The 16,783-nt window shown below is 63.3% G+C and carries 14 protein-coding genes; 9 read left to right on the forward strand and 5 right to left on the reverse strand.

Annotation, left to right across the window (positions count from 1 at the left end; all coding sequences use genetic code 11):
* The first annotated feature begins 882 nt into the window (after window positions 1–882).
* Window positions 883–1,806, forward strand: coding sequence for a septal ring lytic transglycosylase RlpA family protein (locus tag QA643_RS20415; protein WP_283027708.1), 924 nt, complete (start codon window positions 883–885; stop codon window positions 1,804–1,806).
* 86 nt (window positions 1,807–1,892) lie between these two features.
* On the opposite strand, the gene QA643_RS20420 is transcribed toward QA643_RS20415, so the two are convergent.
* Window positions 1,893–2,837: an alpha/beta hydrolase gene (locus QA643_RS20420; protein ID WP_283027709.1), complete on the reverse strand. Its 945-nt coding sequence runs from the start codon at window positions 2,835–2,837 to the stop codon at window positions 1,893–1,895.
* 165 nt (window positions 2,838–3,002) lie between these two features.
* On the opposite strand from QA643_RS20420, the gene QA643_RS20425 reads away from it, so the two are divergent.
* From QA643_RS20425 to QA643_RS20455, 7 genes are all read left to right on the forward strand, one after another.
* Entirely contained in the window at window positions 3,003–4,265 is a 1,263-nt protein-coding gene (locus tag QA643_RS20425) for a D-alanyl-D-alanine carboxypeptidase family protein (RefSeq protein ID WP_283027710.1), read from the forward strand.
* Window positions 4,266–4,267: 2 nt separating this feature from the next.
* On the forward strand, window positions 4,268–4,954 hold the full coding sequence (gene tmk, locus QA643_RS20430; RefSeq protein WP_283027711.1) for a dTMP kinase: 687 nt from the start codon (window positions 4,268–4,270) through the stop codon (window positions 4,952–4,954).
* Window positions 4,951–5,991, forward strand: a complete 1,041-nt coding sequence (locus tag QA643_RS20435) for a DNA polymerase III subunit delta' (protein WP_283027712.1) — start codon at window positions 4,951–4,953, stop codon at window positions 5,989–5,991. Before tmk ends, QA643_RS20435 begins: the two co-directional genes overlap by 4 nt.
* Before the next feature lie 51 nt (window positions 5,992–6,042).
* Window positions 6,043–8,001, forward strand: a complete 1,959-nt coding sequence (metG, locus tag QA643_RS20440; protein ID WP_283027713.1) for a methionine--tRNA ligase — start codon at window positions 6,043–6,045, stop codon at window positions 7,999–8,001.
* Between the two features lie 14 nt (window positions 8,002–8,015).
* Window positions 8,016–8,807, forward strand: coding sequence for a TatD family hydrolase (locus QA643_RS20445; protein ID WP_283034865.1), 792 nt, complete (start codon window positions 8,016–8,018; stop codon window positions 8,805–8,807).
* A complete protein-coding gene (locus QA643_RS20450; RefSeq protein WP_283027714.1) occupies window positions 8,804–9,601 on the forward strand; it encodes an MBL fold metallo-hydrolase in 798 nt (265 codons plus the stop codon). Before QA643_RS20445 ends, QA643_RS20450 begins: the two co-directional genes overlap by 4 nt.
* 168 nt (window positions 9,602–9,769) lie before the next feature.
* Window positions 9,770–10,402 (forward strand): antibiotic biosynthesis monooxygenase family protein, encoded by a 633-nt coding sequence (locus tag QA643_RS20455; protein WP_283027715.1) that lies wholly within the window; start codon window positions 9,770–9,772, stop codon window positions 10,400–10,402.
* Between the two features lie 160 nt (window positions 10,403–10,562).
* Here the strand turns inward: QA643_RS20455 and QA643_RS20460 are convergent, their stop codons facing one another.
* Genes QA643_RS20460 through QA643_RS20470 form a run of 3 tightly spaced genes read right to left on the reverse strand, consistent with a single transcriptional unit; the run spans window position 10,563 to window position 15,179 of the window.
* Entirely contained in the window at window positions 10,563–12,212 is a 1,650-nt protein-coding gene (locus QA643_RS20460) for an acyl-CoA synthetase (protein WP_283027716.1), read from the reverse strand.
* Between the two features lie 29 nt (window positions 12,213–12,241).
* Entirely contained in the window at window positions 12,242–14,140 is a 1,899-nt protein-coding gene (locus QA643_RS20465) for a TRAP transporter large permease subunit (protein WP_283027717.1), read from the reverse strand.
* A 19-nt stretch (window positions 14,141–14,159) separates the two neighbouring features.
* The gene (locus tag QA643_RS20470) at window positions 14,160–15,179 is read right to left on the reverse strand and encodes a TRAP transporter substrate-binding protein (protein WP_283027718.1); all 1,020 of its coding nucleotides are present in this window, start codon (window positions 15,177–15,179) and stop codon (window positions 14,160–14,162) included.
* A gap of 429 nt (window positions 15,180–15,608) precedes the next feature.
* On the opposite strand from QA643_RS20470, the gene QA643_RS20475 reads away from it, so the two are divergent.
* Window positions 15,609–15,881 carry a hypothetical protein gene (locus tag QA643_RS20475; RefSeq protein ID WP_283027719.1) on the forward strand — a complete coding sequence of 91 codons (273 nt, stop codon included), beginning with the start codon at window positions 15,609–15,611 and terminating at the stop codon, window positions 15,879–15,881.
* Window positions 15,882–15,884: 3 nt separating this feature from the next.
* On the opposite strand, the gene QA643_RS20480 is transcribed toward QA643_RS20475, so the two are convergent.
* A complete protein-coding gene (locus QA643_RS20480; protein WP_283027720.1) occupies window positions 15,885–16,691 on the reverse strand; it encodes an enoyl-CoA hydratase/isomerase family protein in 807 nt (268 codons plus the stop codon).
* Window positions 16,692–16,783: the final 92 nt, after the last annotated feature.

Below are 16,783 nucleotides of genomic sequence, written 5' to 3' on the forward strand. Positions count from 1 at the left end.
CCTTTGTCATCAAGCGCTTAGCCGATGCGCAGGTGGAAACACAAGAGAAGAAAGTGGGATTATCGGGGAACGCCCGGATTGCAGGACGTAATCGCTGGCCTCGTTGGCTCGCCAGCTTGTGCCCGTTGCCCATCAAGAGGAATTAACGTGGTTTCACCGGGCATCGCTGCGCCAGCACCACTATCGCAGCAGGCGCTGTTCAGCCGAATGCCACCGCCAGCAGGCTCGAGCACAGGAGCACGAAGCTGGCCGTCGTCAGGGCAAGAAATCCGTTGGAGACAATGTCGTGGTTGCGCATGAGACACCTACCACACCGGATGCTCGTCCGAATTTATTAAAGCTTTACAAATTTCAGGTCGAAATCACTAAGCCGTACGTCCGAGGCCCGGCGGTCCCCAGAACCGCCAGACGTTCAAAGCTCAGGCCCTGTAACGATAGCCTTCAAATGCATGAGCCAGGAAAATGCCTGCGCTCACCAGACCCATCACCGCTGTAACCGTCTCAATCATCGCACACGTCCTTATGCGCCCCTGCACGCACAGAACGACTCCACCCTTGCACAGTCAAAAAGATTCACGGACGGATTCGTAGAACGGCCGTGAGTGATGATTTGCTGCAACAGATTGTCTGAAAGCGGCACAATACACGGTGTATCTTGCCTATACCGATAGACATATGCCCGTAAGTCAACGGATGCGCACAGCAACCATTCATTCACCACGCAGCGCCAGATCATTCACCGCGCAGGGTCGCTCCCCATTTCCGCCGTGTTCCGGTTGCGATATCTTCATCACGTGATGCGGAGGGTGGGCCGCATCTTGGGGGTTTCGGCCCGCATGCTTCATCGTAGGCAGCAGGCCGCTGAAAATGGTAATTGGGGTGATGGGGATTCGACGGCCAACAACGATCGTTCTGGCAGTCCGTGGGACGGTTGCCGCGGCAACATGCTTTGTCCTCGCCAACTGCGCCTCATCCGACAAATTCGCCAGGCGCATCGATCCTAAATACGGCGTTTCGTCGAGCCCCCGCGTGGTGGAGTTCGGCGAGCCGGTGCCGAAGGGCGGGGGGACCTATCGGGTCGGCAAGCCCTACACGGTGGCTGGCCGGGTCTATGTGCCGGAAGAGGACCCGAACTACCGCGCCGAGGGCTTGGCCTCCTGGTATGGCGACGACTTCCATGGCCGGCTGACCGCCAATGGCGAAGTCTTCGACATGGCCTCCCTGACGGCGGCCCATCCGACGCTGCCGATCCCGAGCTACGCCCGCGTCACCAATATGCGGAACGGCAAGTCGCTGATCGTGCGGGTGAATGACCGCGGCCCCTATCACGGCAACCGCCTTATCGACGTCTCGAATAAGGCGGCGGAACTCCTTGAATTCAAAGCGAATGGCGTCGCCAAGGTCCGGGTCGAATATGTCGGACGGGCACCCCTGGAGGGTTCCGACGACCGCCAGTTGCTGGCGACCCTGCGGACCGGCCAGCCGGCTCCCTCGCCGTCGACGGTCCGGGTCGCTTCGGCCCGTCCGTTCGTTCCCGAAATCCCGTCCTCCGCGGCCCGCATCCGGGGCGAGGTTCCGCTGCCGGAAGGGCGGCCCTACAACCTTGGCAATACCTCGGCGGACTACGCCTCGATCAACGCGACCTCGGAAATGTCGGCCTCCAGCCGTTCGCGCGGCCGGTCGGCGGAAAACCCGCGTGCCGTGTCCTATGAGAACGACGCCGGTTACGCGGCCACCGGCCTGGCCTACCGGCCGGTCGATCAGCGGGGCCCGAGCGAAGTCCTCAGCGGCCGCGGGCTGTATTAGATAGCGTTTTCAAGCGAAAGTCTGCCCCGGACTTGATCCGGGGTGGCAGCCGGTTCGCGTCAAGAAAATGCGTCAAACAAAAAGACTTATCCCTTCAAAAAGGCGGTCAGGGCGGCGTTGACCTCATCTGGCCGCTCCTGCTGGATCCAGTGGCCGGCGCCATCCAGAATCAGCTTCTGCCGCAGGTTCGGCAGCACCCGTTCCATTTCCTTGACCTGCTTGGCGCCGATCAGTCCGGTAATAACGCCATCCTTAGATCCCGCAATGAACAGGGCAGGCTGGTGGATTTGCGCGCCCTGCCAAGGCGCGGTCAGCTCCCAATTGCGGTCGATATTGCGATACCAGTTGAGTCCACCGCGAAAGCCGGACTTTTGGTAGATCGCCGCGAAATAGGCGACGTCGGCCTCGGTCAGCCAGCTCGGCAGCGGCCGATTCGGGTCGGCGCCGCCAAGAAATCCCTTGCCGTCCTGAACGAATTGATGGGCCGCCGGATCGGCAAGCCCGCGGCCGCCCAGCACGATACGCATCGTGGCCGTAACATCGCGCTCGAGTTCGGCCTCTGCCTCGCCCGGTGTCTGAAAATACTGCCAGTAGAAATTGGTAATCCCGTTCTGCCGCAGGGTTTCGAGTGGAAGGCCACGGCCACGGAACGGCGGCGGAACACTCAGGCCCGCAACTTTGGTGAATATATCAGGGCGGAACATCGCGGCGTGCCAGGCGACCGGCGCGCCCCAGTCATGGCCGACGATGATCACCTGCGTCTCGCCGAGCGCCGCCACCAGCGCGACCATGTCGCCAACATTGTGCAAGAGGGTATAGGCGCCGATGGCGGCTGGCGCCGTGGTCCGTCCGAACCCGCGCATGTCAGGCGCAACGACGTGGAAGCCGGCTGCCGCGATGGCCGGAATCTGGTGCCGCCAGGAATAGGATAGTTCAGGCCAGCCGTGGCAGAGCAGCACCAGCGGACCTTGACCTTCCTCGACAATGAAGAAGTCCAGCCCGTTGGCGGAAATAGTGCGTGAGGATGGCATCGCGTTTCCGCCCTGTTTTTCGTATCTTGTCGGCAAGTTACAGCATCGCCACGATACGTTCCCGGGATGGGTGCCGCAATCCGATCGGCACGCCCGGCGCATCCAAAACCTGTGTTGTTTGCGATACTTCCATTTGTTAGAACGCGCGGATTCAGGACATTGCCGATGGCAGCAGAGACTTCCGTTCCCCGCAAATTCCGCACCGCGGGCCTCATCCCGTGGCGCGGCCTGATGGCGGCCGCGCTAGCGCTTGCGGTCGGCTGGGGCGGGATCGTGTATGCGGCCAACAACAGCGTGCAGGGCGCGCCGAAGAAGGAGGATGGCGGCTTCGACGGCGACGCGCCGACCGCGATCCTGATGGAGGCCTCCAGCGGCAGCGTGCTGTTCGAGAAGAACGCCGACGAGTTGCGCGCGCCGTCGAGCATGATGAAGCTGATGACGGTGGAGGTGGTGTTCAACGCCATCAAGGAGGGCAAGGTCAAGCTGACGGACGAATACCGGATCAGCGAGAATGCCTGGCGCAAGGGCGGCGCGCCGGCCGGCGGCTCCACCATGTTTGCCATTCTCAACAGCAAGGTGTCGGTCGATGACCTCCTGAAGGGTGCGATCATCCAGAGCGGCAATGATTCCTGTATCGCGCTCGCCGAGGGCATGGCCGGCAACGAGCGGATCTTTGCCGCCGACTTCATGACCAAGCGCGCCCGCGAGCTCGGCCTGACCAAATCGACGTTCGGCAACTCCAACGGCTTGCCCGACCCCGCCAACAAGATGACGGTACGGGAGCTCGGCAAACTCGCCCGCCACCTGATCCTGACCTATCCCGACATGTACAAATTGTTCGGCGAGCGGGAGTTCACCTGGAACAAGATCCGGCAGCAAAACCGTAACCCACTGCTGAATTCGCTGAACGGCGCCGATGGACTAAAGACCGGCTACACCAAGGAGGGCGGCTACGGCATGGTCGGCTCCGCGGTGCAGAACGACACGCGGCTGATCGTTGTGATCAACGGGCTCGAGGATCCCGACGATCGGGCTTCCGAGGCCAAGAAGATGCTGGAATGGGGATTCCGCAACTTCGAGACGCGCACGCTGTTCGCGGCCGACCAACCGATCGGCTATGCAAAGGTGTTCGGCGGCGAAAGCCGATCGGTGAAGCTTTCAAGCCCGGTGCCGGTCAAGGTGATGGTGCCGAAGAGCGGCGGCGAAAAGCTGATCGCGCGTATCGTCTATAACGGCCCGGTGCGGGCCCCGGTGCAGGCTGGCCAGCCGGTCGGCGTCGTCCGGGTGTGGCGCGGCACCCATGTCGCCGGCGATACTCCGGTCTATGCGGCGGAATCGATCGGCACCGGCTCGACCATGCGCCGCGCGCTCGATGGCGCCAGCGAGCTCGTCATCGGCATGTTCCGCGCCAGTGCAGAGAAGCTCTGAGCATGAACCAGGCAACGCTGCAGCGGCCTTCCGGACGCGGGAAGTTCATTACCTTTGAAGGCGGCGAGGGCTCCGGCAAGTCCACCCAGATCAAGAAGCTCGCCGAGCGCCTTGCGGCAGCCAAGCTCCGCGCCATCGTCACCCGCGAGCCCGGCGGCTCGCCGGGCGCTGAAATCATGCGCCATCTCGTGCTGTCGGGAATGGGCAAGCTGCTCGGGCCGGATGCCGAGACCCTGCTGTTTGCCGCCGCGCGCGACGATCACGTTCGCACGGTGATCCAGCCCGCGCTCAACCAGGGAACATGGGTGCTGTGCGACCGCTTTTACGACTCGACCCGTGCCTATCAGGGCCGCCTCGGGCAGGTCTCGCCCGGCGTGCTCAACGCCATGCAGCGCGTCACCATCGGCGATCTCAAGCCGGACCTCACCATCATTCTCGACATCCCGGTGGAAGTCGGGTTGCAGCGCGCGGCAGCCCGCCGCGGCAGCAGCGCGCCTGACCGTTTCGAGGCAGAAGATCTGCAGTTTCATCAGGGGTTGCGCGACGCCTATCGGCAGATCGCCGCTGAGGACCCGCGGCGCTGCGTGCTGATCGATGCCAATGCCGATGCGGATACGGTCAGTGCGCGCGTCTGGACCGCGCTGCGCGACCATGTGCTCGCGGCGCCCACCCCGGCGGGGACAGCATGAGCGCACGCAAGACCGAGCCGGAGATGGCGGTCAGGCATCCCCGCGAAACGACTGAGCTGTTCGGCCATCGCGAGGCCGAGACGGCGCTATTGAACGCCTATCGCAGCGGGCGCATTCCGCACGCCTGGCTGATCGGTGGCCCGCAAGGCATCGGCAAGGCGACGCTGGCCTATCGCATGGCGCGCTTTGTACTCGCCCATCCGCGGCCGGATGCACCTTCGGTGCAGCGCGCCGAGACGCTGGCGATCAACCCGGACGATCCCGTCGCACGCCAGGTCACGGCCGGCGCGCATGGCGGGCTGCTCGTGCTCGAGCGTGGCCTCAACGATCGCGGCGTGATGCGAACCGTGATCACTGTCGATGAGACGCGCGAGACGATTTCGTTCTTCGGCTCGACCGCGGCGGTCGACGGTTGGCGCGTCTGCATCGTCGACACCGTCGACGAACTCAACCCGAACGCCGCCAATGCGCTGCTCAAAATCCTCGAGGAGCCGCCGCTGCGATCGCTGTTTCTGCTCGTCAGCCATTCGCCGGCACGGGCCCTGCCGACCATCCTGTCGCGCTGCCGCAAGCTGCCGCTGCGGCCGCTTGCGACTGATGACGTCATGCGCGCGGCAGCAAGCGCCGCCGACATCGCGCCCGGGGATGCAGCGCTCTCGGAGGCCGCCGATGCCGCAGAAGGCAGTGTATCCCGCGCGCTGACGCTGCTCGGCGGCGACGCGCTGAAGCTGCAGCAACGGACGGCGGCGCTGCTGGCGACGCTGCCGCAGGTCGATCCACGCGAATTGCATGCGCTGGGCGAAGCACTCGGGACCAGCGACCGGGTGGCGCTGGCGGCCTTCATCGACGGCGTCGATCGCTGGATCGGCGAAAAGCTGCGCGCGGGCGACGCCAACGCGAATCTGCCCCGCCTTGCACGGCTGGCGGAGGTGTGGGAAAAGATCGTCCGCGCCGCGCGTGACACCGAATCCTACAATCTGGAGCGAAAACCGCTGGTTTTCTCGGTGTTCGGAATGCTCGCGGAAGCAACGCGGTAACGCACCGTCCGACAACAATCCCGACAGTTTTTGAAATAAAAGGAATTCGTGGTGGCGAAGGCTGGAAAAAAAGCTTCGAAAAAGCGCAAGGCGAAGAAGGTTCGCAAGTCGCCGCCACCGCGCGCCTCCAAGAAGGCTGCAGCGAAGAAGCGGGCGGCCAAGGCCACCAAGAGCAAGCGCGTCGCGAAGAAGGGCGGCAAGGCGCCCAAGAAGGCTGCCGGTAAAGTTGCGAACAAAGCGCCGAAGAAGGCAGCGAAGAAAGTCGCCAAGAAGGCGGCCAGGAAAGCCGCCGAAACGTCAACCAACAAGACGCCCGCTGAAAAACCCGCCAAGAAAGCCGCAGCGAAGAAGCGCGTTTTGGCGCCTGAAGTGAAGCCCGAGGTGCAGGCGACGCCCGCCGCAAAACCTCCCAAGAAGGCTGCTCCGCCACGCGCAGCAGAGGCTCCGGCGGCTGCGCCAACGGTTGCGGCCGAGCGCAACACCTATTTCATCACCACCGCGATCGCCTACCCGAATGGCCTCCCGCATATCGGTCACGCCTATGAGGCGATCGCAACCGACGCGCTGGCACGCTTTCAGCGGCTCAACGGCAAGGACGTGTTTTTCCTGACCGGCACCGACGAGCATGGTCTGAAGATGGTGCAGACGGCCGAGGGCGAGGGACTTGGCGTTGCTGAACTCGCCGAGCGGAATGCCGGCCGCTTCAGGGAGATGGACCAGCGTCTCAACGTATCGTTCGACCGCTTCATCCGCACCACCGAGCCCGACCATCATCGCTCGGTCCAGGCGGTGTGGAATCGGATGCAGCAGAATGGCGACATCTATATCGACACCTATTCCGGCTGGTATTCGGTGCGCGACGAGGCCTATTACGCCGAGGAGGAAACGGTCCTCGGCGAGGACGAAGTGCGCCGTGGCCCGCAGGGCACGCCGGTCGAGTGGGTCGAGGAGAAGAGCTACTTCTTCCGCCTGTCGGCCTATCAGGACCGCCTGTTGAAGCTTTATGAGAGCCAGCCGGATTTCATCGGCCCGGACTCGCGGCGCAACGAGGTCATCAGCTTCGTCAAAGGCGGGCTGAAAGATCTGTCGATTTCGCGCACGACGTTCGACTGGGGCGTGAAGGTGCCTCATGATGCCGAGCATGTGATGTATGTCTGGGTCGATGCGCTGACCAACTACATCACCGGCGTCGGCTTCCCCGACGAAAGCGATCCGAACTGGCGCTACTGGCCGGCGGACGTGCATATCATCGGCAAGGACATCATCCGCTTCCATGCCGTGTACTGGCCGGCATTCCTGATGTCGGCAGGCATTCCCGTGCAGAAGCGCGTCTATGCGCACGGCTTCCTGTTCAACAGGGGTGAGAAGATGTCGAAGTCGGTCGGCAACGTCGTCGATCCCTTCAATCTGGCCGATCAGTACGGCGTCGACCAGGTGCGCTATTTCTTCCTGCGCGAGGTGCCGTTCGGACAGGACGGCAACTACAACCATGAAGCCATTGTCGCGCGCATCAACGCCGATCTTGCCAACGGCCTCGGCAACCTGGCGCAGCGCTCGCTCTCGATGATCGCCAAACAACTGGGCGGCGTGCTGCCGGAGCCCGGCGAGTTCACTGACAACGACAAGGAGATTCTGGCGGAAGCAGATGCCATGCTGGGGGCGTCGCAGACGGCGATGGCCAGCCAGCAGATCCATCAATGGCTGAACGTGGTGTGGTCCGTGATCGCGGAGGCCGACCGCTATTTCGCGGGCGAGGCGCCGTGGGCGCTGGCCAAGACCGATCCGGCAAGGCAGAAAACGGTGCTCTACGTGACCGCGGAAGTCGTGCGCCAGGTTGCGATCCTGACGCAGCCGGTGATGCCGGAAGCCTCAAGCAAGCTGCTCGATAGTCTCGGCGTTCCGCTGGAGGCGCGGGATTTCAAGGCGCTCGCCACTCGGATCACGGCCGGCGTGACCTTGCCGCCGCCGGTCGGTGTATTTCCGCGTTACGTCGAACCAAAGGCGGATTGAGCCGTTTGCAAGCCATGCTCGTCGACAGCCATTGCCATCTCGACTTTCCGGATTTTGCCGAGGATCTCGACGCGCTCGTCGCGCGCGCGGAAGCCGCGGGCATTGGCCGCATGGTCACCATCTCGACCCGGGTGAGGCGGCTCGGCGGCCTGCTCGCGATCGCCGAGCGGTTTCCGAGCGTCTATTGCTCGGTCGGGACCCATCCGCATCATGCCGATGAGGAAGACGGCATTGCCGCCGGCGAGTTGATCGAGCTGGCCAAGCATCCGAAGGTCGTGGCGCTCGGCGAGGCGGGGCTGGACTATTTCTACCAGCACGGCTCGCGCGAGGCGCAGGAGCGCGGCTTTCGGGCCCACATCGCGGCGGCGCGCGAAACCGGGCTGCCCCTGGTGATCCACACCCGCGAAGCCGACGCGGATTGCGGCCGCATTCTCGAAGACGAAGTCGCCAAAGGGCCGTTCCGCGCGGTGCTGCATTGCTACACCGGCGGTCGCGAACTGGCGATGAAGGCGATCGATCTCGGCCTGTCGATCTCGTTCACGGGCATTTTGACCTTCAAGAAATCCGAGGCGCTGCGCGCGCTCGCCGCCGAGCTGCCGGCCGACCGCATCATGGTCGAAACCGATGCGCCGTATCTGGCGCCCGGCAAGTTTCGCGGCAAGCGCAACGAGCCGTCCTACGTGGTCGAAGTCGCAAAGGTGCTGGCGGAAACGCGCGGTGTTTCGCTGGAGGAGATATCGCGGCAGACGACCGAGAACTTCTTCCGCCTGTTCTCGAAAGTCCCTGCGCCGAAGGCGATCGCATGACGGTGACGCTGACGATTCTCGGCTGCGGCTCCTCGGCCGGCGTGCCGCGCCCGGCGCTCGGCTGGGGTGCCTGCGATCCCAACAACCCGAAAAACCGTCGCCGCCGCTGCTCGCTGCTGGTGGAGCGCACGGGCGCGCACGGCACAACACGGATCGTGATCGACACTTCGCCAGATCTGCGCGAGCAGTTGATCGACGCCGAGGTCGACCATATCGACGCGGTGTTCCTGACGCATGAGCACGCCGACCAGACCCACGGCATCGACGACCTTCGCTCGGTCGTGCTGCACCAGCGCCGGCGGATTCCGGTCTACTTCAACCAGTCGACCGCCAAAGACATCATGGCGCGCTTCTCCTATTGCTTCATCTCGCCCGAAGGCAGTGACTACCCGCCGATCCTGACGCGCCACTCGATCGAGGCGGGTGAGAGTCACACCACCGAAGGGAAGGGCGGCCCGGTCAAGCTATCCGCCTTCCTGGTTCAGCACGGCAGGATTCCCGCGCTGGGATTCCGCGTGGGTAACGCCGCCTATACGCCTGATCTCCACGACATTCCCGAGGAGAGCTGGCCGGCGCTGGAAAACCTCGACCTCTGGATCGTCGACGGACTGCGTTATGCCGGCCATCCCAGCCATTTCAGCGTCAACGATGCGCTGTCATGGATCGAGCGCTTCAAGCCGAAGCACGCCGTCATCACCAACATGCACTCCGACCTCGATTACGAGGTGCTGCGGCAGAGCCTGCCAGCTGGCGTGATCCCCGCCTATGACGGGATGCGGCTGGAGCTTGGCTAGGGAAGGGAGGCGCGTGGTCGACGCCGGTTCTCACAACTCATTCTAGACTAAAAGACACCGCGGCAGGGCCTTTCGCCGGTCCTCGTACCGGCCTATGAGGGAACCAGGCTGGCCCTGAGAAATTAGTCGCGCATCGCACACCCGATCGCATGCCGCGGAGGAATGTCGATGATTGGCCTGTTCTTTGAAGTCCAGACAAAGCCCGGGCACCGCAACCAATACCTCGACCTTGCGGCCTCGCTGAAACCCGACCTCGAGGCGATGGGCGGCTGCCTGTTCATCGACCGCTTTCGAAGTCTCTCTCGGGAGAACCTGCTGCTTTCCTATCAGATCTGGCAGGACGAGGCGGCGCTGACGGCCTGGCGTGCGCATGCACGGCATCATGATGTCCAGACCATCGGCCGCGCGCGCGTGTTTTCGGACTACCGCATCCGCGTCGCCCAGGTCATCCACGAGCAAAAGCCGGGACAGCCGGTCTGGCAGCCCGAGCGGCGCACACCCTACAACGATCCGGCAAGGCGCAAGCCGACCTACATTCTCATCGCTGAATCGAAGCACGCCACGTTACCGGTCGAGACCGGATGGCGCCGCGATACTTTTGCGAGCGTCTATCGCGATGAGCATTTTGCACATCTGGTCGACCTGCCGGACGACCGCGCCGGTGTCGAATTCGGGCCACGCCTGTTTGCCGATCCGACAGTCCAGTATTTTCGCGTCCTCGAAGTGATGCGCGACTACGGAATGCACGAGCGAACCGAAGCGCCGCAGTATTATCCGCCGGTCGGAAGCGAGCAGACCTAGCTGTCGCAGGGGCAAAGCCAGGTTTCATTGCGAGCCAACGGGTCGCGCGAATGCGCGCCCGATGACAGGCTCCGCGAAGCAATTCATCGGGCGACCGGCGCAAGAGGAGAGATGGATTGCTTCGTCGCTAGCGCTCCTCGCAATGACGACGGTAGGCGAACTAAGCCGATATCGCCTTCGCCGATTCCACTTGGTTGCGCAGCATGAATTTCTGGATCTTGCCGGTGGACGTCTTCGGGATCGGGCCGAACACGACGGCCTTCGGCGTCTTGAAGCCGGACATGTGGGTGCGGCAGAAGGCGATGATCTCGGCCTCCGTCGCCTTAACGCCTTCCTTCAACTCGACGAAGGCGCAGGGTACTTCGCCCCATTTGGAATCGGGTTTTGCGACCACGGCGGCGAACAGCACGGCCGGATGCTTGTAGAGGATGTCCTCGACCTCGACGGAGGAGATGTTCTCGCCGCCTGATATGATGATGTCCTTGGAGCGGTCCTTGATGATGACGTAGCCGTGCTCGTCGAGCACGCCGAGATCGCCGGTGTGAAACCAGCCGCCGGCGAAGGCTTCCTGGGTCGCCTTCTCGTTCTTCAGATAGCCCTTCATCACGATATTGCCGCGGAACATCACCTCGCCGATGGTTTCGCCATCTCGCGGCACCTCCTGCATCGTCTCGGGATCGAGCACGGTGACCGCTTCTTCCAGCGGGTAGGGCACGCCTTGCCGGCGCTTCATCTGGGCGCGCTGGTCGGCAGGCAGATCGTCCCAGCCCGGTTGCTCGGCGCAGACGGAGGCCGGGCCGTAGACTTCGGTCAGCCCATAGACATGCGTCAGCTTGATGCCGATGCTTTCGGCGCCTTCGAGCACGGCGACCGGCGGAGCTGCGCCCGCGATCAATCCGACCACGGGACGGGCAGCCTTGCCCTTGTGCGCGCCCGGCGCGTTGATCAGCGTATTGTAGACGATCGGCGCGCCGCACATGTGGGTGACGCCGTGCTTGGGGATCAGCTCGAAGATCTTGGCCGGGTCGACCTTGCGCAGACAGACATTGATGCCGGCGGCGGCAGCGACGGTCCACGGAAAGCACCAGCCGTTGCAGTGAAACATCGGCAGCGTCCACAGATAGACCGGATGCTGGCCGAGATTACCGGCCAGAATATTGCTGACGGCGTTGAGATAGGCGCCGCGGTGATGGGTCACGACGCCCTTCGGATTTCCCGTGGTACCCGACGTATAGCTCAGTGCGATCGCGTCCCATTCGTCTCCGGGAAGTCGTGCGACGAAGGCCGGATCGCCCGCCGCGACCGCCGCCTCGTATTCGATTTCGCCGATCCGTTTGCCGCCGGCAAATGCGGCGTCGTCGACATCGACGACGAAAGGTTTTGGGCCCTTCATCAAGGTCAGCGCTTCAGCGATCACGCCCGCAAATTCCGGATCGACCAGGATGATTTTCGCGCCGCCATGATCGAGCTGGAAGGCGATCGACGGCGCATCAAGCCGGATGTTGAGCGCGTTCAGGACGGCGCCCGCCATCGGCACGGCAAAATGCACTTCGTTCATGGCCGGGACGTTCGGCAGCATCGCCGCGACCGTATCGCCGGTCCCGATGCCACGACCTGCGAGCCATGACGCAAAACGCCGGCAGCGTTCATAGGTTTCGGCCCAAGTAAAACTGCGGCCTTCATAGACGGTGCTGACGTGATCGGGGTAAACGGCGGCGCTGCGCGCGAGAAAGCTCAGCGGCGTCAGTGGCACATAGTTCGCCGGCGTCTTGTCCAATCCGATGGAATACTGGTTCTGGGCTGCGCTCATCGGCTGTGTCCCATTCAATAAGTCTTACTCTACAAGAACCCGATGGAGATCCACGGGAAGATCGCCACGATGATCAGGCCGACCATCAGCGCCAGCAGGTAGCCCCAGATCGGCCGGATGCCCTCGGCCGGGTCGACGCGTCCGATGGCGCAAGCCGCATAATAGCCTACTCCGAAGGGCGGCGCGAATAGCCCGATACCCATCGCGAGAATAACGATCATTGCGTAGTGGACCTCGTGGACGCCGACCGCGCGGGCGATCGGAAACAACAGTGGCCCGAACAGCACGATCGCCGGTATGCCCTCGAGCACGCTGCCGAGGATCACGAAGGCCACGATGGAAACCGCGATGAAGGTCGCCGAGCCACCGGGCAGGCCGGTCATGGCGGCCGCCAGCGTCCGCGAAAAGCCTGATTGCGTCAGGCCCCAGGCCATGCCGGTGGCGCAGCCGATGATCAGCAGGATCGCGCCGGACAGGCACGCGGTCTCGACCAGCATTGGCACGATCCGCCGCCAGTCGAAATTGCGGTAGATCAACAGGCCGTAGATCAGGTAGCCGACGATGAAGGCGTAGACGATACCAATGGTCGAGACCTCGGTCGCGGTCGCGATGCCTTCGACCACGGCATAGCGGATGACGAACGGCAGGGCGATGGCGGGAAGGGCGATCGCAAACGCCCGGGCGATCTCAGTCGCGCTCGCCCGCGTGACGTGCCTGAGGTCCTCGTTCCGGTAGCGCCACCACACCAAGGCCGACAGCGTGATCGCCAGCACCAGCCCCGGCAGCAGGCCGCCGGTGAACAGCGCGGCGATCGAAACGCCGGTGACCGAGCCGATCGTGATCAGCACCAGGCTCGGCGGTATGGTCTCGGTCTGCGCGCCGGTGGCCGAGAGCAGGGCGACCAGATCGCCCGGCTTGGCGCCCCTTGCCTTCATTTCCGGAAACAGCACCGGCGCGACGGCGGCCATATCGGCGGCCTTGGAGCCCGAGATGCCCGAGACCAGATACATCGCGCCAACCAGCACGTAATGCAAACCGCCGCGCACATGCCCCAACAGGCTTGCCAGGAAGGCCACCATGGCGCGCGCCATGCCGGTCATCTCGATCAGGAGACCGAGGAAGACGAAGAGGGGCACCGACAGCAAAATGAGGTGGCTCATGCCCTCGTCCATGCGGCCGACCAGCACCATCAGCGGCGTGCCCGTCGTCAGCGCCAGATAGCCATAGGTCGCAAGCCCGAAGCCGAATGCGATCGGCACGCCGGCGAACACGCACAAGCCTGCGACGCCGACAAAGAAAATGATCAGGTTGAGATTGCCGAGCGGCTTCAGCGAGCCGCGCAGCAGCCAGAATACCCCGATGATGAGCGCGACCGACAAAACCGCGCCCAGCATCGTCCTTGTATTGCCCGAACGTGCCAGCCGCAGGAACGCAAACAACGCCATCAGGGCGATGCCGACCGGCAGCGCCGCCGCGCGCCAGATATTGCTGATCTGCAGCGCCGGCGTCGTGATGTAGCTTTCCTCGTACGCGTATTCGTAGGCCGGCCATGCGATCAGGATCAGGAAGGCCAGCGCAGCCGCCGTGGCGATGAAATCGAGATAGGCGCGCATCGCCGGCCTAGCGCTCGCCACCACCGCCGTCATCCGCATGTGCTCGGCGCGCCGGAAAGCCACCGCGGCGCCCAGCATGGCAAGCCACAGGAACAGGATCGAGGCCAGCTCGTCCGACCAAATCAACGGCTGGTGCAGCGCATAGCGCGCCACCACGCCGGCAAACAGGATGACGATTTCGGCGACGACGAGCAGCGCCGCCGGTATCTCGACCAGCATGCCCAAGGCATGCTCGACCGACGCCAATAGGTGATGGCGGCGAGGGGGCTGCCCCACCTCTCCGCCAACGCCCTCACTCAGTTCGGCGTGAGCCATCTCGGCCCCTCAGATGGTACTACGACAGCTTGCCGACGGACTTTTCGAGCAGCTCCCAGGCCTGGTCGCCGTATTTGCCCTTCCATTCGGCGTAGAAGCCGGCGGAACGCAGCTTGTCGCGGAACGGCGTGACATTGGGCTGGTTGAAGGTCAGGCCTTTGCCGGCCAGTTCCTGCTGCAGCCCGGCGTTCAGCTTGGCAACGTCCTCGCGCTCCTTGACGGCCGCCGCATTAATATTCTTGGCGACGATGGTCCTGACGTCCTCAGGCAGCTTTTCCCAGGCGCGGCGGTTCGCCAGGAACCAGAAGCCGTCCCACATATGATTGGTCAGCGAACAGAATTTCTGGACTTCATACAGCTTCGCCGTCGAGATGATCGCCAGCGGATTTTCCTGTCCCTCGACGATCTTGGTCTGCAGTGCGGAGTAAACTTCGCTGAAATTAATTGAGGCGGGCGCCGCATCGAACGCTTTGAACATGGAGGTCCAGAGCGGCGAGACCGGCACGCGGATCTTGAAGCCCTTGAGGTCCTCCGGGCCGTTGATCGGCTTGGTCGACGACGTGGTCTGACGGAAGCCGTTGTCCCAGATCTTCTCCATCACCACGAGGTTCGCCTTGACGATCTCGGCACGGATATGGGCACCCAGGCCCCCGTCCATGGCTTTCCAGACCGTGTCGTAGTCCGGAAACGCAAAACCGATGCCGCTGATCGATGCCGCCGGCACCAGGGTCGCCAGGATGAGGCCTGAGAGCGTGAAAAACTCGACGCCGCCGGACCTGATCTGGCTCAGCATGTCGGTATCGGAACCAAGCTGATTGTTCGGGAAGATCTGCAGGTCGAACCGGCCATTGGTCTCGGCCTTGATCGCCGCCGCCATCTCCTTGGCGCGGGCGTTCATGGGATGGCCGTCAGGCAGGTTATTGGCGTACTTGTAGGTAAATTCCGCGGTCTGGGCCCGGGCCACCGATGGCGCGCCAATGCCGCCCAACACCGCTGACGCAGCGGAGACCTTGAGAAGCGTGCGTCGTGAAAAACTCATTCCAGTTCTCCCTTGAGGGTTCTTGTTATTGCGACGACCCGATAGCTGAGTCATCAGCGATGTCGCGCTTATTGCAGCGTCCGCAGGCGACGGCAACACAGGCTTTGGCGGATCAGGATTGCCCGGGTCGAACCCAGCGCCTGGAAAGCCGCAAAGCTGGCTTGGCGTGCGAGAAGAACCAGCTAAATATATGATCTAATTGTACATATAGATATTCCATAATATACCTTATGCGAATTACGGGTATTTCCGTGGAGGTGATCAGGTGCGCCTGTCTCGCCGACCTTCTCCGCTGATCTCTGGCGAGCAAATCCTGCTTTGCCGGAGTGGCCCATCAATCGCGTCTCAGTTCAGGCTTGATCTCGCTCAACCCGATCGCCGGACAAACGTCGTAGAAATCAACGTCACCGCCAGAAAGGCTCGTCGAGGATGTCCATCGCTGCAGAAGCCGACAATCTGGAAGCTGCAGTTCGCGCCGCGTTATTGACGACACGCGCCACCACAATTTGCCCGTTCCACGCCAACGTCACGGTCCGGGTCGGCGATGACGCGGCGGAAACCCACGCGTTCTATCGCGCCCGGAACCTGGTGAAGCACGATGGCACGGGCTGGGATCATGAACTGCTGCTGGCTGAAATTGCGCGCCAGCTTGCCGAGGCTGCCGATGGCGTTTGCCCTTGCTGCTCGGCAGACCAGGCCTGAGTGCTACCTGCCCCTGAACCGGGGTTTGCGGCGCTCCAGGAAGGCTGCCACGCCTTCCTTGTGATCCTCGGTCATGCTCGCCAGCGCGAATTGGTCGAGGTCCATATGGCTGGCGAGGTCGTCAAGCGCGTGCGCGAGGCGGTTGACGGTCAGCTTGGTCATGGCGACCGATAGCGGCGGCTGGGCAGCGACCTTGGCAGCGAGCGCCATCGCGGCATCGAACGTCTTCCCCGGATCAGCCACCTCCTCGACCAGCCGCCATTCGTAAGCCTCGTTGGCCGAGATGCGCTGGTCAGCCAGGATCACAGCCTGCTTGGTGCGCGCCGGGCCCATCAAATGCAGCATCCGCGGCACGCTCTGCCAGCTCATGTTCATGCCGAGCCCGATCTCGGGCACGCGCATATGGGCGTCACGGGCCATGACACGGAAATCCAGCGCGACTGCCAGCGCCACACCGCCGCCGACGCAAAAGCCTTCGATGGCGCCGATCGTGACCTGCTCCATGTCCTGCCAGGCCCGCGTCAGCCGCGGTCCGAGCTTCAGGTGGCGGCGCAAGGCGCCTAGATCCATGGACTTGCGGGAGCTTCCTTCCGGATCTTTCAAATCGAAACCAGCGCTGAACGAAGTGGCGCCGCCGGTGAGCACGACGACCGAAGTTTCGCCATCGTCCTCAAAGCTGCGCGCGGCGTCCGTAAGCTGGCGCATCGCGTCAGGCGATAGCGCGTTGATGCCGTCGCCGCGATCGAAACGTACGACGGCGATCCGGCCATCCGGTCCCAGGCCTTTTTCGATTTTGACGAACTCAGCCAACGCATTGCCTCCCTTCCCTCAGGTTCTTCAAAAACCTTAGCCCAAAAATCCCCAAAAGAATCCCTTGGGGAGGTGGCAGGTGTCGTCAGCAA

The organism is Bradyrhizobium sp. CB3481 (genome assembly GCF_029714305.1).
Taxonomy (GTDB): domain Bacteria; phylum Pseudomonadota; class Alphaproteobacteria; order Rhizobiales; family Xanthobacteraceae; genus Bradyrhizobium.